Here is an 18,096-nt window from a genome sequence, read left to right as displayed (position 1 = left end):
GACGGTGGGATTTTTTTTGTCTGCGTAATGCCTCTTTCGCAGCTCAATTAACATGGCGACCTGTGCGGAGAACCTTTGCTGCATGATTGACGCCGCGCTGCACGGATCGGGCTAATGACGCCCTGATTACATACCTCAGGATGATCCTTCCGTGGCGTTTCTGCCTGCATACCTCACCCGAAATGTCCGTTACAGACAATAAAAAACCCGGCCGGAGCCGGGTTTATCACGTCTGCGAACCGTGCTTATGGCTTGGTCGCAGGGGCCGTTGCCTGGTGGGTAGCACTATGGCCGCCCGCAGAACCCTTGCCTTCAAAATTGAAGGAAGGACGCTGCCAGTCGCTGTGACGCACAGGCTCTGGTTGCCATGCTGGCGCAGGCGCTTTGGTCATTGGGGCTGACGCAAAGTGCTTCCAGCGCGTTTCCGCATTGGCCTGGAGGGCTTCTACAGCAACGTCGCGCGCAGCCACAGGCGCATGCGGTTCGGTGATGGGTGCAACGGTTTCCTCTGCAGCAACCGGTGCATTTAACACCGCGTCAACCTGAGCTTCGGTTGTCGGGCTCACCGCCGTACCGGCCTGCTCTGAGGGCTCAACGTGCTCGTGTTGGGCAACCTCAGGCGCGGCGGTCACGTCGGACTTATGTGCGTCTTCAGCCGTAACATCGGCAGGTTGTGCCTGCTGCGCAACGGCGTCGGCGCGGGCTTCTGCAGCCGCAGGAATCACAGAGGGTTCCTGATGCACAGGAGCATCAATCGCCTGCGTGTCATCCGTATTCACCACAGTAACCGGTGTGTCTGCCTGGGGTTCAGCAACCTGTACTGGATCGGTCTGTGAAACCGGCGCCTCGTCTACGGCCGCTGCCACAGGCAGGGCGATAGCAGGTGCTGTGTCTGCATGGCTGTCGTCCTGTGCGGTTTTCACTGCATCCTGTGTGGTCTGCTCTTCGTTCGTCTGTGCGACCGGATAGCGCACCCAGACTTTGCCTGACGCCATTTCAGGTGAGGCCGATGCGGCTTCTAATGGCATAGCAGACTGTGTTGGGTAGCGTTCATCGCGGTAACGACGGCGACGCTGACCACTGACGCGCAGATGACGCGGTGAACGACGAGAGCGACGCGGCATGTTGGCGTTATCACGCGCTTCGGTTTCGTCCGCGTCCTGTGAGGCTTCTGCAACCGGCTGAATCTTGCGGGCTTCAACAGATTCTGCTGACTCGACGGCAGCATGCTGAGGCTGATCATTGTTGTCACCAACGCGCACTTTTTGCGTCAGCTGACGCGGTTTGCGGCGTGGCATAGCCTGAACGCGCTCATCGTCCTGTGCTTCAGCCGCAACGGGCTCAGCGGTTTCAACGGCCTGTCCAACCGCGCTGTTCGCTTCCTGCTGGGCACGTTTCTCTTCCTGACGACGACGCTGACGTTCAGCACGCTGTTCACGACGCTGCTGCTGTTGCTCATCGCGTTGCTGGCGAGCTTCATCGCTCAGCGCCGGACGTTCATCACGCGCCTCGTTAGACTGCCCCTGACGCTTATTACGACGGTTGTCTTCACGCGGTTCACGATTGTCACGGGTTTCGCGGTTGTCCCGAGATTCACGCTGCTGGGTGGTGTCACCATTACGTGGCGTGCGCTCACGGCGGTTATTGTTACGGCGGTTGTTACGGCGATCGCCACGCTGATTGCCGTTCTCCTCACCGCTGGTTTTCTGCGGTTCGGTTACTTCAGCAACGGGCTCTGCCGTAGCAGGCGCAGGCTCACCGGCGAACATTTTTTTCAGGCCCGCCAGCAGGCGACCAACAAAGCCTGTTCCGTTGGATGGCGTTGCAGGGGCGGTTTCAGCAACCGGCGCAGTTCGCGCTTTGGTCGTTTCCGGCGCTGCTTCCGTCGGTGCCGGTGGCGCATCAGGCATCACAAACGCCGCCAGGGCCGGTTGTTCTGGACGACGACGTTCGGCATGTTCTTCTTCCGAAGGCATCGCCATTTCGGCTTCGTGCAGCTTAGGCAGGTGATAGCTCAGCGTCTGCGTTTCTTCACCTTTACGCACGCGCAACACGGAGTAGTGCGGCGTTTCCATCCGGTCGTCCGGTACGATAACCGCACGCACGCCGCCCTGGCGTTTTTCGATAGCATTGACCGCTTCACGTTTTTCATTCAGCAGGTAAGAGGCCACAGGCACCGGGACAATAGCATGCACTTCTTTGGTGTTGTCCTTCAGCGCTTCTTCTTCGATCAGGCGCAGAATAGACAGTGACAGTGACTCGTTATCACGAATGGTGCCGGTACCGCTACAGCGCGGGCAGACATGATGGCTCGACTCACCCAGTGACGGGCTGAGACGCTGGCGGGACATTTCCAGCAGGCCAAAACGTGAAATATGGCTGATCTGGATACGGGCGCGATCCTGACGGACCGCCTCACGCAGACGGTTTTCTACCGCGCGCTGATGGCGAACCGGCGTCATATCGATAAAGTCGATAACGATCAAACCGCCAAGGTCTCGCAGGCGTAACTGGCGGGCGATTTCATCTGCTGCTTCAAGGTTCGTGTTAAACGCGGTTTCTTCGATATCGCCACCACGCGTAGCGCGTGCCGAGTTGATATCGATGGCGGTCAGTGCTTCGGTGCTGTCGATAACAATCGAGCCACCGGAAGGCAGGCGCACTTCACGCTGGAAAGCGGACTCGATTTGCGACTCGATTTGATAGTGGCTGAACAACGGGATTTCGCCGGTGTAGAGCTTGATCTTGCTGGTAAAGTCCGGACGGCCCAGAGCCGCAATATGCTGACGCGCCAGTTCCAGGACCTTCGGGTTGTCGATAAGAATTTCGCCGATGTCCTGGCGCAGGTAATCGCGGAATGCGCGCACGATTACGTTACTTTCCTGATGAATCAGGAAGGGCGCAGGACGGCTGTCAGCGGCTTTCTTAATCGCTTCCCAGTGTTTCAGACGGAAGCTGAGATCCCACTGCAGCGATTCGGCTGATTTGCCTACACCTGCGGTACGGACAATCAGCCCCATACCATCAGGCAGTTCCAGTGCCGAAAGCGCTTCTTTCAGTTCGGTACGGTCGTCACCTTCAATTCGACGAGAAATGCCGCCCGCGCGCGGGTTGTTCGGCATCAATACCAGATAACTTCCTGCCAGCGAGATAAAGGTGGTCAGGGCGGCGCCTTTATTACCCCGTTCTTCTTTATCGATCTGAACAATAACTTCCTGGCCTTCACGCAGCACATCCTTAATGTTTGGACGACCGTGAGCGTTGTAGGAAGCAGGGAAGTATTCGCGAGAAATTTCTTTGAGAGGGAGGAAACCGTGACGTTCTGCACCGTAGTCGACGAAAGCCGCTTCAAGGCTGGGTTCGATACGGGTGATTTTACCTTTGTAGATATTGGCTTTTTTCTGTTCGTGTCCGGGACTTTCGATATCCAGATCGTACAGACGTTGACCATCAACCAGGGCAACGCGCAACTCCTCCTGCTGAGTTGCGTTAATTAACATTCTTTTCATCGTAACGTACTCGTTATTCTTTCATGAGTGATTAAAGCTGCGGGCATAGTTACCCTGGACGAGTATCAACCGATGGCCCCGTGACTTAGTGCAATGTCGTCAACCTCACGGTTATCGACCGCGCGAGGGGCGCAAATAACGTCGGTGGCCTGTTTTTCATAAGGAACAACAGCACCAGATAGTGGAAATGCGAGAGATAATTCTGTAAACCCGTGCACTCCATCTCATGTCCAGGCCGCAACCCGCAGCCCGCTAAGTGCCTGATTTCGCATTACGTCTTACGCCATTGCTGCGTGTCTGCTCAATCCGACAAAATAACTAATTTCGCTTTTTTTCTTATCTGAATCCTCAGCTAAGAAACCTAAGCATTATTCCACTGCTAACCTTCATATAGCAAGGTGACTTTAACTGACTGATCAATTTTCTTTACATTTTAAGAACCCTGCGACAGAAAGCGCATTCAGGCTGTTGAAAATGCCAGCAATCTGATTGCTCATCCCGACGCTACGCAGAGAGTTAAGCACATAAAAAGGGGTGGCGCTATCAGGGGACACTATTTAGAATCGCCGCCATGAAAACAGAGAATCCCGGCGTACAGTTTGTCGCCATCACGGCTGAAAACGCCGGACAACGTATTGATAACTTTTTGCGCACCCAGTTAAAGGGCGTGCCGAAGAGCATGATTTATCGCATCGTGCGGAAAGGTGAAGTGCGCGTGAATAAAAAACGCATCAAGCCTGAATATAAACTCGAAGAGGGCGATGAGGTGCGCATTCCGCCAGTACGTGTGGCGGAGCGTGATGAGGACGCTGTGTCGCCCAAACTGGCCAAAGTTGCCTCACTGGCTAACGCCATCCTCTTTGAAGACGATCATTTGCTGGTCATGAACAAACCGTCCGGTACAGCCGTCCACGGCGGCAGCGGCTTAAGCTTTGGTGTGATTGAAGGACTGCGCGCCCTGCGTCCGGAAGCGCGCTTTCTGGAGCTGGTACATCGCCTTGATCGCGATACGTCCGGCATTTTACTGGTGGCCAAAAAGCGCTCAGCATTGCGTTCGCTGCATGAACAGCTGCGTGAGAAGGGCATGCAGAAAGATTATCTTGCGCTGGTGCAGGGCAACTGGCCCTCGCATATCAAAGTGGTTCAGGCGCCGCTGCTGAAAAATATCCTGCAAAGCGGTGAACGTATGGTGCGTGTCAGCAGTGATGGCAAACCGTCGGAAACCCGCTTTAAAGTGGAAGAACGTTTTGCGTTTGCCACGCTGGTCAAAGCCAGTCCGGTAACCGGGCGTACGCACCAGATTCGTGTACACACCTTGCACGCCGGTCATCCCATCGCCTTTGACGATCGTTACGGCGAGCGCGACTTTGACAGCAAACTGGCCTCTACGGGGCTGGATCGGCTGTTCCTGCACGCGGCTGCGTTGACATTTACGCACCCGAATACAGGGGAGACCCTGCGTATGGAAGCGCCGCTGGATGACACGTTACAGCAGTGCCTGACGAAGCTGCGCCAGCAAAAAAACTGACGCAGGGCGGCATCACGCTTCCAGGGGATTGATGCCCGCTTCACGCAGCATCGCGCTGAGCGCGATAAGCGGCAGTCCTACCAACGCATTCGGATCGCGCCCTTCAAGCCGGTCAAATAAGCAGATGCCCAGTCCTTCACTTTTGAAACTGCCGGCGCATTGGAGCGGTTGCTCTTTCTTTATATAGTTGGTGATGTCGGCCTGACTCAGCGCGCGGAAATGCACGGTAAAAGGTTCGCAGCACTGCATCAGCCGCTGGCTGGCAGGGTGGTAGAGGGCGAGGCCGGTGTAAAAGGTTACGCGGTTGCCACTGGCAGCGCGCAGCTGTGCTTCTGCGTTCTGCGCCGTATGGGGTTTTCCGGTAATCCTGCCGTTAAGGACGCAGACCTGATCGGAACCAATGATCCAGTGATGTGGATAACGCTCAGCCAGCGCCTGAGCTTTGGCTATGGCCAGGCGCGTAACCAGATCCTCTGCGCGTTCATTTTCTAACGGGGTTTCATCTGTCTGGGGTGAATCTACTGTAAAAGGCAGGCCAAGCTTGCTCAGCAGCGCCTGACGAAACGGTGAGGTTGATGCTAAAAGAATCGATGCTGTCATTTTTTTTCAATATTGATAGCGAATTGGTGGCAGTCATTTTAAACTGTGCGCCGCACTGGATGCGAATAGTGGTTGAAAGATGCTGTCCAACGGCCTTTTTCTTTGACTCTATGTGATTACAAAGTTAATATGCGCGCCCTATGCAAAAGGTAAAATTACCCCTGACGCTGGACCCCGTCCGCACCGCTCAAAAACGCCTTGATTACCAGGGTGTTTATACCTCGCAACAGGTAGAGCGTGTGGCTGAGTCGGTCGTCAGTGTGGACAGTGATGTTGAATGTGCCATGTCGTTCGCGGTTGATAACCAGCGTCTGGCAGTACTGACGGGTACTGCTGATGTTGAGGTTACGCTTCGTTGTCAGCGCTGCAACCAGGTTTTTCCACATCATGTTCACGTAAGCTATTGCTTCAGTCCTGTTTCATCTGATGAGCAGGCCGAGGCGTTGCCGGAAGCGTACGAGCCGGTTGATGTCAACGAATTCGGTGAGATCGACTTGCTGGCGGTTATCGAGGATGAAGTTATTCTCGCGCTGCCTGTGGTTCCGGTGCACGATTCTGAACACTGTGAAGTGTCCGAGGCGGACATGGTCTTTGGCCAATTGCCTGCAGAGGCAGAAAAACCAAACCCATTTGCCGTATTAGCCAGTTTAAAGCGTAAGTAATAGGAGTAAGGTCCATGGCCGTACAACAGAATAAACCCACCCGTTCTAAGCGTGGTATGCGTCGTTCGCACGATGCGCTGACCACTGCTGCTCTGTCAGTAGATAAAGTTTCTGGTGAAACTCATCTGCGTCACCACATCACTGCGGATGGTTACTACCGCGGTCGCAAGGTTATCGTTAAGTAAGATCTTTGCTTAGCAAGGCGATACCTTGACACGTTTGACCCTGGCTATCGATGCCATGGGCGGGGATTTCGGTCCCTGCGTGACGGTGCCTGCAGCATTGCAGGCACTGGCCTCTCATTCGGAACTTATCCTTCTTCTGGTCGGAGACCCCGACATTCTCACGCCATTGCTTGCCAAAGCCGATTCCGCCCTGCTGGCGCGTTTGCAGGTTGTTCCTGCCGAATCCGTTATTGCAAGTGATGCGCGACCCGCACAAGCCATACGTAACAGCCGCGGCAGTTCAATGCGAGTGGCGTTAGAGTTGGTGAAAGAAGGGCGGGCAGAGGCCTGCGTCAGCAGCGGCAATACCGGCGCGCTGATGGGGCTGGCGACATTATTACTGAAGCCGCTGGACGGCATTAAGCGTCCGGCGTTGATGACCGTTTTACCCCACCAACATCAGGGAAAGACGGTCATTCTGGATTTAGGTGCCAACGTCGATTCTGACAGTGCGATGCTGGTGCAGTTTGCGGTGATGGGCGCGGTCATGGCCGAAGAAGTGTTAGGCATAGCGCATCCCCGCGTGGCACTTCTCAATATTGGCCATGAAGAGCATAAAGGGCTTGAAAGCATTCGCGATGCGGCGTTAATTCTGAAGGCATTACCGCAAATTAATTACATTGGTTACCTTGAAGGTAATGATTTGCTGACCGGCAAAACGGACGTGCTGGTTTGTGATGGTTTCGCTGGAAACATCACACTGAAGACAATGGAAGGCGTGGTAAGAATGTTCCTTTCTCTGCTGAAATCATCGGGAGAAGGTGAAAAGCGGTCGTGGTGGCTGACGTTGCTGGGGCGCTGGGTTAAAAAGCGTTTGGTCAGGCGTTTCGGCCATCTCAACCCCGACCAGTATAATGGCGCTTGTCTGTTAGGATTGCGCGGGACAGTGATCAAGAGTCATGGCGCAGCAAATCAACATGCCTTTGCCATGGCGATCAATCAGGCCGAGCAGGCGGTGAGGCGGCAGGTTCCTGAACACATTGCCGCCCGTCTGGACGCTGTATTAGCCAGGAGTGACAAAGCCTAGATGTTTACCAAAATTATCGGTACGGGCAGTTATTTGCCCAGCCAGGTCCGCACCAATGCCGACCTGGAAAAAATGGTGGAGACCTCGGACGAGTGGATTGTTACCCGTACCGGCATCCGTGAGCGCCGTATTGCTGCGCCGGATGAGACTGTTGCAAGTATGGGCCACCAGGCAGCACAACGTGCCCTGGAGATGGCGGGCGTCGATGCCAATGACGTGGGCCTGATCATTGTGGCGACCACGTCTTCCAGTCATGCCTTCCCCAGCTCTGCCTGCCTGATTCAGCAGATGCTTGAAATCAAAGATTGCGCCGCGTTTGACCTGGCCGCGGCCTGTGCAGGCTTTACTTATGCGTTAAGCGTTGCCGATCAATACATCAAAAATGGTGCAGTGAAACATGCGCTGGTCATCGGTTCTGATGTCCTGGCGCGTACGCTCGATCCTGAAGATCGTGGCACGATCATTCTGTTCGGTGACGGTGCGGGCGCAGTGGTACTGGGTCAAAGTGAAGAGCAGGGCATCATTTCTACCCATCTGCATGCTGATGGCCGTTACGCCAAATTGCTGACGCTGCCTTATCAGGATCGCGCGCATCAGGATCAACCCGCTTACCTGACAATGGCAGGTAATGAAGTCTTCAAAGTGGCCGTGACAGAACTGGCGCACATCGTTGATGAGACCTTGCAGGCGAACAACATTGCGCGTGAAGAGCTGGACTGGCTGGTGCCGCATCAGGCAAACCTTCGCATTATCAGCGCCACGGCGAAAAAACTGGGCATGACCATGGAAAAAGTGGTGGTCACGCTGGATCGTCATGGAAATACCTCAGCCGCATCGGTGCCCAGCGCACTGGATGAAGCCGTGCGCGATGGCCGCATCAAACCCGGACAACTTATTTTGCTGGAAGCCTTTGGTGGTGGATTCACCTGGGGTTCTGCGCTGGTTCGCTTTTGATTGACAGGAACTGAAAATGACGCAACTTGCTTTTGTTTTCCCAGGTCAGGGCTCACAGTCTGTGGGCATGTTGACAGAACTCGCTGCCGCTTATCCGGTGGTTGAAGAGACGTTCCGTGAAGCCTCTGAGGCCCTCGGTTATGATCTGTGGCAGTTAGTGAGCCAGGGCCCCGCGGAAGAGTTGAACAAAACCTGGCAGACGCAGCCTGCGCTGCTGGCCGCTTCCGTGGCGATTTACCGTGTCTGGCAGCAGCAGGGGGGCAAAGAGCCTGTGCTGATGGCGGGCCACAGCCTGGGCGAATATTCTGCGCTGGTCTGTGCGGGCGTACTGGATTTCGCAGACGCAATCAAACTGGTTGAACTGCGCGGTAAACTGATGCAGGAAGCCGTGCCAGAAGGCACCGGTGCCATGCAGGCGATCATCGGGCTTGATGATGCGGCCATTGCGAAAGCCTGTGAAGAAAGTGCGCAGGGTGAAGTCGTTTCGCCGGTGAACTTCAATTCGCCAGGCCAGGTCGTTATCGCGGGTAACAAAGATGCGGTAGAACGTGCAGGCGCGGCCTGTAAAGCGGCGGGCGCCAAGCGCGCGTTGCCGTTGCCGGTCAGCGTACCTTCGCATTGTGCACTGATGAAGCCTGCGGCGGAAAAACTGGCACTGACGCTGGAAACGCTCACCTTTAAGGCACCCCAGGTGCCGGTGATTAACAACGTCGACGTGAAAGCCGAAACGGATGCCGACGCGATTCGTCAGGCGCTGATTCGCCAGCTTTATAGCCCGGTACGCTGGACAGAAAGCGTAGAGGCGATGGCTGCGCAGGGCGTGACGCAACTGATTGAAATGGGTCCGGGTAAAGTGCTCACTGGCCTGACCAAACGTATCGTAGATGGCCTGTCTGCGGCAGCGGTGAACGATACTGCGTCATTGACTGCGGCACTTGCACAGGAATAAGAGGAAAATCATGAGCTTTGAAGGTAAAGTAGCGCTGGTAACGGGCGCGAGCCGCGGCATTGGCCGTGCGATTGCAGAAACCCTGGCTGCACGTGGTGCAAAAGTGGTGGGAACTGCAACCAGCCAAAGTGGTGCCGATGCGATCAGTGCTTACCTTGGCGATAAGGGACTGGGCCTGCTGTTAAATGTGACAGATGCCGCTTCCATCGACAGCGTTTTAGAGAAAATTCGCGCTGAATTTGGCGAAGTGGACATTTTGGTCAATAATGCAGGCATTACGCGTGATAATTTACTGATGCGTATGAAAGACGATGAGTGGCAGGATATCCTTGATACCAACCTCACATCAGTTTTCCGTCTTTCTAAGGCGGTGATGCGTGCCATGATGAAAAAGCGCATGGGACGTATCATCACCATTGGTTCCGTTGTCGGAACCATGGGTAATGCGGGTCAGGCAAACTATGCTGCAGCAAAAGCGGGTTTGATTGGCTTTAGCAAATCACTGGCGCGGGAAATCGCGTCACGTGGCATTACCGTCAACGTCGTGGCTCCGGGCTTCATAGAGACCGACATGACGCGGGCACTGAACGAAGATCAACGTTCCGGTATTCTGGCAGAAGTGCCTGCGGGTCGCTTAGGCGAAGCGCAGGAAATTGCTAATGCTGTTGCATTCTTAGCCTCTGACGAAGCAGCCTACATCACGGGTGAGACGCTGCACGTCAATGGCGGCATGTATATGGTCTGATAATCACGAAATCATTTGCATTATTTGCGTATAAAACCGCACAATAGCGTAAATCGTGGTTAGACCAGCCGGGATTTTGTTGCATCTTTTTCAACATTTTATACACTACGAAAACCATCGCGAAAGCGAGTTTTGATAGGAAATTAAATAGTATGAGCGATATCGAACAACGCGTTAAGAAAATCATCAGTGAGCAGCTGGGTGTGAAAGAGGAAGAAGTGACCAACTCTGCATCTTTCGTAGAAGACCTGGGTGCCGATTCTCTTGATACCGTTGAGCTGGTAATGGCTCTGGAAGAAGAGTTTGATACTGAAATTCCAGACGAAGAAGCTGAGAAAATCACTACCGTTCAGGCAGCGATCGACTATATCAATAGCCACAAAGGCTAATGAATATCTTCAGGCGGTCAATTGACCGCCTGAGTTTTATGTTTGCCCCACAATAGTCATTTTTTTCCCTCCCTGGAGGACGAACGTGTCTAAGCGTCGTGTAGTTGTGACTGGTCTTGGCATGTTGTCTCCTGTCGGCAATACCGTAGAGTCTACCTGGAGTGCTCTCCTTGCCGGTCAGAGCGGCATTAACCTGATCGACCATTTTGATACCAGCGCCTATGCAACACGCTTTGCAGGTCTGGTAAGAGATTTCAATTGCGATGACTTTATTTCCCGTAAAGATCAACGCAAGATGGATGACTTCATTCAGTACGGCATCGTGGCAGGCATTCAGGCCATGCAGGACAGCGGTCTTGAAGTGACCGAGGAAAATGCAGGCCGGATTGGCGCGGCAATTGGTTCGGGCATCGGTGGTTTGGGTCTGATTGAAGAAAACCATACCTCGCTGGTGAACGGCGGTCCGCGTAAAATCAGCCCTTTCTTCGTGCCTTCCACAATCGTCAATATGGTGGCGGGACATCTCACCATCATGTATGGCCTGAAAGGCCCCAGCATTTCCATTGCGACCGCCTGTACTTCTGGCGTTCACAACATTGGTCATGCGGCACGTATCATCGCTTATAACGATGCTGACGTGATGCTGGCAGGTGGCGCGGAAAAAGCCAGTACACCATTGGGTGTAGGTGGGTTTGGCGCGGCGCGTGCACTGTCTACACGTAACGACAACCCGCAGGCGGCAAGCCGCCCATGGGATAAAGACCGTGATGGTTTTGTACTGGGCGACGGCGCGGGCATTATCGTACTGGAAGAGTACGAGCATGCTAAGAAGCGTGGCGCTAAAATCTACGCGGAAATCGTGGGCTTTGGGATGAGCAGCGATGCCTATCACATGACCTCGCCACCGGAAGACGGCTCTGGCGCAGCCGCAGCGATGATCAATGCGCTGCGTGATGCACAGATGACGCCTGACAGGATCGGTTACGTCAACGCGCATGGCACGTCAACGCCAGCAGGCGATAAAGCCGAAGCGCAGGCGGTGAAATCAGTGTTTGGTGAGGCTGCCAGCAAGGTTATGGTCAGCTCAACTAAGTCGATGACCGGCCATTTACTGGGTGCGGCAGGCGCGGTTGAATCGATCTATTCGATTCTGGCGCTGCGCGATCAGGCGGTTCCACCGACCCTGAACCTGGATAACCCGGACGAAGGTTGCGATCTTGATTTCGTTCCTCACACTGCACGTCAGGTGTCTGGACTGGAATATACGCTGTGTAACTCTTTCGGTTTCGGTGGCACTAACGGTTCACTGATTTTCCGTAAAATCTAAACCTGGCGTTTATGATTGCTTAAAAGGCCCGCTATGCGGGCCTTTTTTCTGTCCAGCGACGAAGAGAAACCGATAAAATCACCGTCATGACAACCACGATATCGATACGGGAGACGCGGTAATGTGGATTAACGGCATCGAACAATCCCATCTCACGGCCCGCGATCGCGCCGTACAATTTGGCGATGGCTGCTTTACCACGGCCGCTATCATCAAGGGCAATATCGCGCTGTTTGACTGGCATATTCAGCGGCTACAGCAAAGCTGCGAACGCCTGTGGTTACAGAATGTTGACTGGCAGGCTCTGGCGGGGGAAATGCTGCAGGCGGCCTCGGGCCATGACAGCGCGGTGCTTAAAGTCATTATCAGCGCAGGCAGTGGGGGACGCGGTTACAGTCGTGCGGGCTGTAGCGGGCCGACGCGCATTGTCTCGGTCTCTGACTGGCCCGGACACTATGCTGCGTTAGAAAATACCGGTGTCAGGCTGGTGGTCAGTCCGGTCCGGCTGGCACGCAACCCCCAGTTTGCCGGGCTAAAACATCTCAACCGGCTTGAACAGGTGATGATTCGTGCCCATCTTGAGCAGACAGACGCGGATGAAGCCCTGGTGCTTGACACCGAAGGTTGGGTGGTGGAATGCTGTGCGGCCAATTTATTCTGGCGGAGCGGCAACACGATCTTTACGCCCCGGCTGGATCAGGCTGGCGTTGACGGCATTATGCGGCAGAATCTGATGGCGCAAATACGTGCAGCAGGACAGAGTTGTCAGGTGGTGCAGGCGACGCTGGCGTCGCTGTTAGCCGCAGACGAAATTGTCATCTGTAATACGCTCATGCCTGTCTTGCCCGTTCGACAACTTGATGCGGTGACCTTTCATCAACGCACATTGTTTAACCAGCTACAGGAAAGCTGTAAAACGATAATGGAAGCAGAATGAGTCGAAGCAAAAAAATTATTGCGGGTGTGCTGGCAGTGCTGCTGGCGGCCGCAGGCGTCAGCTACTGGCAGGTGAAGCAACTTGCTGCCAGCCGTCTGCCCCTTTCCCAGGAAACGATTTACACGCTGCCCGCCGGGACGGGCCGTGTGGCGTTAGAAGCCCAGCTGGAAAGTCAGCATATTATTCCCCACAGCATCTGGTTTGGCGCGTTGCTTAAGTTTGAGCCTGAATTGGCAAAATTCAAAGCCGGGACCTATCGTCTGGAACCGTCAATGACGGTGCGCGAGCTACTGGCATTGCTGGCCAGCGGCAAAGAGGCCCAGTTCCCGCTGCGCTTTGTAGAAGGACAACGCCTGCAGGAGTGGCTGAGTGAATTACGCCAGGCACCCTATGTAAAACATACGTTGCCTGATGATAAGTATGCCACCGTGGCAAAGGCGCTCAGGCTGGATGAAAATCAGCTGGAAGGGAGCTTCTGTCCGGATACCTATCTGTATACCGCCAATACAACGGATATTGCGTTGCTGACGCGTGCGCATCAGCGAATGCAAAAGATGGTTGATGAAGTCTGGCAAGGCCGCATGGACAACCTGCCCTACAAGAATGAGCAGGAGATGGTGACGATGGCGTCGATCATTGAAAAAGAGACGGGCGTCAGCGAAGAGCGGGCGAAAGTGGCCTCTGTGTTTATTAACCGACTGCGGACGGGCATGCGCCTGCAGACCGATCCGACCGTGATTTACGGTATGGGCGCAGCCTACAATGGCACGCTGACGCGCAAAGATCTGGAAACAGCGACGCCTTACAATACCTATATCATCAGTGGTTTGCCGCCAGGCCCGATTGCGATGCCGAGTAAGGCCTCATTGATTGCCGCCGCCCATCCGGAAAAGACCAATTACCTCTATTTTGTGGCGGATGGCAAAGGTGGACATACGTTCACGACCAATCTTGCCAGCCATAACAAGGCCGTCCAGGCTTACCGGCTTGCGTTAAAGGAAAAAAATGGACAGTAAGTTTATTGTGATTGAGGGCCTGGAAGGCGCGGGAAAAACCACGGCCCGTGAGGCCATTGTGGCAACGTTACAGGCACACGGGATTGAAGACATCGTCTTTACCCGTGAACCCGGCGGTACGCCGCTGGCTGAACAGCTCCGTATTCTGGTGAAGCAGGGCATTGAGGGCGAGCAGGTGACCGATAAAGCGGAACTGTTAATGCTGTACGCCGCCCGTGTCCAGCTGGTCGAAACCGTGATTAAACCGGCCCTTGCGCGCGGCGCCTGGGTGGTGGGCGATCGGCATGATCTCTCCTCTCAGGCTTACCAGGGCGGCGGCCGTGGGGTTGATGCCGAACTGATGCGTACATTGCGTGATACGGTGCTGGGGGATTTTCGTCCTGACCTGACGTTGTATCTGGATGTCACACCGGAAACAGGATTACAACGTGCCCGCGCTCGTGGTGCGCTGGATCGCATCGAGCAGGAGTCACTGCGCTTTTTCGAACGCACGCGTGACCGCTACCTGGCCCTGGCGGCGGAAGATGCGACGATTCGGACAATCGATGCGACGCAGCCTCTGGAACAGGTGACCACCGCGCTGCAATCCACATTGTCTGCCTGGCTGGCGGAACAGCGGGCATGAACTGGTATCCCTGGCTAAACCAGCCTTACCGGCAGGTGATTGCACAGCACCAGGCGGATCGCGCGCATCACGCGCTGCTGGTGAATGCCATGGAAGGCATGGGCGATGATGCCCTGGTGTGGGGAATGAGCCGCTGGCTGATGTGTCAGCGCCGCGACGGACTGAAAAGCTGCGGTCACTGTCATGGCTGTCAACTGATGCAGGCAAACACGCATCCTGACTGGTACCGGCTGGAAGCCGAAAAAGGCAAAGCCACGCTCGGCATTGATGCCGTGCGCCAGGTGACGGAAAAAATGTACCACCATGCACAGCAGGGCGGGGCTAAAGTCGTCTGGCTACCCGATGCGTCGCAGCTCAGTGATGCGGCAGCGAACGCCTTGCTGAAAACCCTTGAAGAACCGCCGGCAAACAGCTGGTTCTTTCTGAGCAGTCGTGAACCTTCGCGTTTGCTGGCGACGCTGCGCAGCCGCTGTATGGTGTTAACGCTGGCACCGCCAGACGAAGCCCACAGTCTGGCATGGCTCAGAAAGCAGGGAGCGTATGACGAGTCACACTTACTGGCTGCGCTGCGCCTGAGTGCAGGCGCGCCCGGTGCCGCCCTGGCGCTGCTGGATGAGCGAGCATGGCAGGCAAGGCAGGCACTCTGTGATGCCCTTGCCAGCGCCCTGCAACAGGACATCCTGCAACTGCTTCCAGTACTGAATACTGATAACCCAGGCACGCGCATAGGCTGGCTGCTGGCGTTGATACTGGATGCCATCAAGTGGCAGCAGGGTGCGGCACAGTGGCTGACCAATGTGGATCGTCAGGATGTGGTGGCGATGCTGGCGCAGCATTTCTCGCAAACGGCGCTGAACAACAGCGCTCAGGACTGGATGCGCTGCCGCGAAACGCTGTCAGAGGTTGCGGCAGTGAATCGTGAACTTTTGTTAACTGACAGGCTACTGAGCTGGGCGGACAACCTGAAGCCCGCAGTACCCGGCTGACTGAGAAAACTATGTTTATTGTTGATTCCCACTGCCATCTTGATGGCCTTGACTATGAAAAAACCCATCAGGATCTTGATGACGTGATCGCCAAAGCGGCAGCGCGCGACGTCAGGTTTATGCTGGCGATTGCCACAACGTTACCTGGCTTTAGCACGTTAAAGGCGCTGGTAGGCGGTCGCGAAAATATCGCACTCTCCTGCGGTGTACATCCGCTGAATCAGGAGGAACCTTACGATGTCGACGAATTCCGTCGGCTGGCCGCCGATCCACAGGTGGTGGCCTTGGGTGAAACCGGACTGGATTATTATTACCAGCAGGAAACCAAAGCGCAGCAGCAGCACTCGTTTCGCGAGCATATCCGTACCGGGATCGCGCTGAACAAGCCGATCATCGTGCACACGCGTGATGCGCGTGAAGATACTCTGGCGATTCTGCGTGAAGAACAGGTTGAACGCTGCGGCGGTGTACTACACTGTTTTACGGAAGATCAGGCGACAGCGGCGAAGCTGCTGGATATGGGGTTCTACATTTCTTTCTCAGGGATCGTGACGTTCCGCAATGCTGAGCAGATACGCGAGGCGGCACGCTATGTTCCCCTTGATCGTATTTTGGTTGAAACCGATTCGCCCTATCTGGCACCTGTACCTTATCGCGGCAAGGAGAATCAACCGGCCTATACACGCGATGTGGCCGACTATCTGGCGGTACTGAAAGGCGTGGATATCGAGACGCTGGCGGTAACCACCACGCAGAATTTCTCCACGCTTTTCCATATCCCCCTGAGCCGCCTTGGCGCCTGACAGTTAGTTTATTTCAGGCTTTGTAATAAATACGACATATCCGCTGCTGACTCTGTTTTTGTCCAACAGAGTCAGGGGATTTCGCTGAAAAAATAGGCGGTTATGCACGTATGTTTACCCGTCTGAGCGCTCTGGTTTGCGAAACGTGATAGCCGTCAAAGTAACGAGGCGTAATTTATTTTACCCTTCGTAATAAATCAAAATGGTGGATAACGCCAACCGGTAAAGAACCTCCCTCTTTACCACGCGCACTGCGCGAAAAACGCACTCATACTCAGGAGTTTCACGTTATGTTCAAAAACGCTTTTGCCAACTTACAAAAGGTTGGTAAATCGCTCATGCTGCCGGTGTCGGTTCTGCCTATCGCCGGTATTTTATTAGGAGTAGGTTCCGCCAATTTCAGCTGGTTACCTGTGGTCGTCTCACATGTTATGGCGGAAGCGGGCGGCTCGGTCTTTGCGAATATGCCGTTGATTTTTGCCATCGGTGTTGCGCTGGGCTTTACCAATAACGATGGCGTTTCGGCCCTGGCGGCGGTAGTGGCTTATGGCATCATGGTGAAAACCATGGCCGTGGTGGCACCGTTAGTGCTGCATCTGCCTGCGGCAGAAATTGAGGCCAAACACCTGGCGGACACCGGTGTGCTGGGCGGTATCATTGCCGGCTCCATCGCGGCTTACATGTTCAACCGCTTCTATCGCATCAAGCTGCCTGAGTATCTGGGCTTTTTTGCGGGCAAGCGCTTTGTGCCGATTATTTCCGGTCTGGCGGCTATCGCGATGGGCCTGGTACTGTCATTTATCTGGCCGCCGGTCGGTTCAGCGATTCAGGATTTCTCACAGTGGGCAGCCTATCAGAACCCTGTGGTCGCTTTTGGTATTTACGGCGTGGTTGAACGTGCGCTGGTGCCATTTGGTCTGCACCACATCTGGAACGTCCCTTTCCAGATGCAGATTGGTGAATATACCAATGCGGCAGGTCAGGTCTTCCACGGCGATATTCCGCGCTATATGGCGGGTGACCCAACCGCAGGTAAACTGTCGGGTGGCTTCCTGTTTAAGATGTATGGCTTACCTGCGGCCGCCATTGCGATTTGGCATTCGGCAAAACCAGAAAACCGGGCGAAAGTGGGCGGCATCATGATTTCGGCTGCACTGACCTCGTTCCTGACCGGGATTACCGAGCCGATCGAATTCTCGTTCATGTTCGTTGCGCCCGTCCTGTATGTCATCCATGCGATCTTGGCCGGTCTGGCGTTCCCGATTTGTATTCTGCTCGGCATGCGTGATGGCACCAGCTTCTCTCACGGACTGATCGACTTTATCGTTCTGAGTGGTAACAGCAGCAAAATCTGGCTGTTCCCGATCATCGGGATGATTTATGCGGCGGTTTACTACACCGTGTTCCGTGTGCTGATCGTTAAGCTGGATCTGAAAACGCCAGGCCGTGAAGACAGCGCCAGCGAGCAGTCGTCATCAGCAACCGGCACCGAAATGGCGGGCAAACTGGTTACGGCGTTTGGCGGTAAAGATAACATTACCAACCTGGATGCCTGTATTACCCGTCTGCGCGTCAGCGTGGCGGATGTCAGCAAGGTCGATCAAACAGAACTGAAAAACCTGGGTGCACGCGGTGTGGTCGTGGCAGGTTCAGGGGTTCAGGCCATTTTCGGCACCAAATCTGATAACCTGAAAACCGATATGGATGACTACATCCGTAAAATGTAACAGGCCGTAGCGTACGTTTTTGCCTTTCATAAACAGCGTTGAGTTCCGACTCAACGCTGTTTTTTTATGGCATGACATAACGGCATGA

At 54.8% G+C, this 18,096-nt stretch carries 17 protein-coding genes; 15 read left to right on the top strand and 2 right to left on the bottom strand.

Features of this window, described 5'->3' with window-relative positions:
- Window positions 1–245: 245 nt before the first annotated feature.
- Window positions 246–3,509 carry a ribonuclease E gene (rne, locus tag C1N58_RS10270; protein WP_394549687.1) on the bottom strand — a complete coding sequence of 1,088 codons (3,264 nt, stop codon included), beginning with the start codon at window positions 3,507–3,509 and terminating at the stop codon, window positions 246–248.
- Between the two features lie 571 nt (window positions 3,510–4,080).
- Between rne and rluC the strand changes: the two genes are divergently transcribed.
- Window positions 4,081–5,037 carry a 23S rRNA pseudouridine(955/2504/2580) synthase RluC gene (rluC, locus tag C1N58_RS10265; protein WP_039341117.1) on the top strand — a complete coding sequence of 319 codons (957 nt, stop codon included), beginning with the start codon at window positions 4,081–4,083 and terminating at the stop codon, window positions 5,035–5,037.
- A gap of 12 nt (window positions 5,038–5,049) precedes the next feature.
- Here rluC and C1N58_RS10260 read toward each other — a convergent pair whose 3' ends face one another.
- Window positions 5,050–5,637, bottom strand: a complete 588-nt coding sequence (locus tag C1N58_RS10260; protein WP_394564155.1) for a Maf family protein — start codon at window positions 5,635–5,637, stop codon at window positions 5,050–5,052.
- Between the two features lie 140 nt (window positions 5,638–5,777).
- Between C1N58_RS10260 and yceD the strand changes: the two genes are divergently transcribed.
- The 14 genes from yceD (at window position 5,778) to ptsG (ending at window position 18,008) form a co-directional block, all read left to right on the top strand.
- The gene (gene yceD / locus C1N58_RS10255) at window positions 5,778–6,299 is read left to right on the top strand and encodes a 23S rRNA accumulation protein YceD (RefSeq protein WP_006118829.1); all 522 of its coding nucleotides are present in this window, start codon (window positions 5,778–5,780) and stop codon (window positions 6,297–6,299) included.
- A gap of 14 nt (window positions 6,300–6,313) precedes the next feature.
- Window positions 6,314–6,484, top strand: coding sequence for a 50S ribosomal protein L32 (gene rpmF / locus C1N58_RS10250; RefSeq protein ID WP_003849870.1), 171 nt, complete (start codon window positions 6,314–6,316; stop codon window positions 6,482–6,484).
- Window positions 6,485–6,509: 25 nt separating this feature from the next.
- Window positions 6,510–7,550, top strand: coding sequence for a phosphate acyltransferase PlsX (gene plsX / locus C1N58_RS10245; RefSeq protein WP_283787263.1), 1,041 nt, complete (start codon window positions 6,510–6,512; stop codon window positions 7,548–7,550).
- The gene (locus C1N58_RS10240) at window positions 7,551–8,504 is read left to right on the top strand and encodes a beta-ketoacyl-ACP synthase III (protein WP_006118831.1); all 954 of its coding nucleotides are present in this window, start codon (window positions 7,551–7,553) and stop codon (window positions 8,502–8,504) included. It begins immediately after the preceding gene.
- A gap of 16 nt (window positions 8,505–8,520) precedes the next feature.
- On the top strand, window positions 8,521–9,453 hold the full coding sequence (gene fabD / locus C1N58_RS10235) for an ACP S-malonyltransferase (protein WP_394564154.1): 933 nt from the start codon (window positions 8,521–8,523) through the stop codon (window positions 9,451–9,453).
- Window positions 9,454–9,463: 10 nt separating this feature from the next.
- Window positions 9,464–10,198, top strand: a complete 735-nt coding sequence (fabG, locus tag C1N58_RS10230) for a 3-oxoacyl-ACP reductase FabG (RefSeq protein WP_006118833.1) — start codon at window positions 9,464–9,466, stop codon at window positions 10,196–10,198.
- A 152-nt stretch (window positions 10,199–10,350) separates the two neighbouring features.
- A complete protein-coding gene (gene acpP, locus C1N58_RS10225) occupies window positions 10,351–10,587 on the top strand; it encodes an acyl carrier protein (protein ID WP_003849865.1) in 237 nt (78 codons plus the stop codon).
- Window positions 10,588–10,672: 85 nt separating this feature from the next.
- On the top strand, window positions 10,673–11,914 hold the full coding sequence (gene fabF / locus C1N58_RS10220; protein WP_033737555.1) for a beta-ketoacyl-ACP synthase II: 1,242 nt from the start codon (window positions 10,673–10,675) through the stop codon (window positions 11,912–11,914).
- A gap of 121 nt (window positions 11,915–12,035) precedes the next feature.
- Complete coding sequence (gene pabC, locus C1N58_RS10215) at window positions 12,036–12,851, top strand: aminodeoxychorismate lyase (RefSeq protein ID WP_394564153.1); 816 nt, start codon at window positions 12,036–12,038, stop codon at window positions 12,849–12,851.
- Window positions 12,848–13,867 (top strand): cell division protein YceG, encoded by a 1,020-nt coding sequence (gene yceG, locus C1N58_RS10210; protein ID WP_394549684.1) that lies wholly within the window; start codon window positions 12,848–12,850, stop codon window positions 13,865–13,867. Before pabC ends, yceG begins: the two co-directional genes overlap by 4 nt.
- Entirely contained in the window at window positions 13,857–14,492 is a 636-nt protein-coding gene (tmk, locus tag C1N58_RS10205; protein WP_164483135.1) for a dTMP kinase, read from the top strand. The genes yceG and tmk overlap by 11 nt, the downstream gene beginning before the upstream one ends.
- Window positions 14,489–15,478, top strand: a complete 990-nt coding sequence (holB, locus tag C1N58_RS10200) for a DNA polymerase III subunit delta' (protein WP_033737552.1) — start codon at window positions 14,489–14,491, stop codon at window positions 15,476–15,478. The genes tmk and holB overlap by 4 nt, the downstream gene beginning before the upstream one ends.
- Window positions 15,479–15,489: 11 nt before the next feature.
- Window positions 15,490–16,281, top strand: coding sequence for a metal-dependent hydrolase (locus C1N58_RS10195; RefSeq protein ID WP_394564862.1), 792 nt, complete (start codon window positions 15,490–15,492; stop codon window positions 16,279–16,281).
- A 290-nt stretch (window positions 16,282–16,571) separates the two neighbouring features.
- Window positions 16,572–18,008 (top strand): PTS glucose transporter subunit IIBC, encoded by a 1,437-nt coding sequence (gene ptsG / locus C1N58_RS10190; protein ID WP_006118840.1) that lies wholly within the window; start codon window positions 16,572–16,574, stop codon window positions 18,006–18,008.
- Window positions 18,009–18,096 lie beyond the last annotated feature (88 nt).

This window comes from Pantoea sp. SGAir0180, from assembly GCF_043546245.1.
The sequence above is the reverse complement of the archived record's forward strand: the minus strand, read 5'-3'. Positions and strand labels throughout refer to the sequence as shown.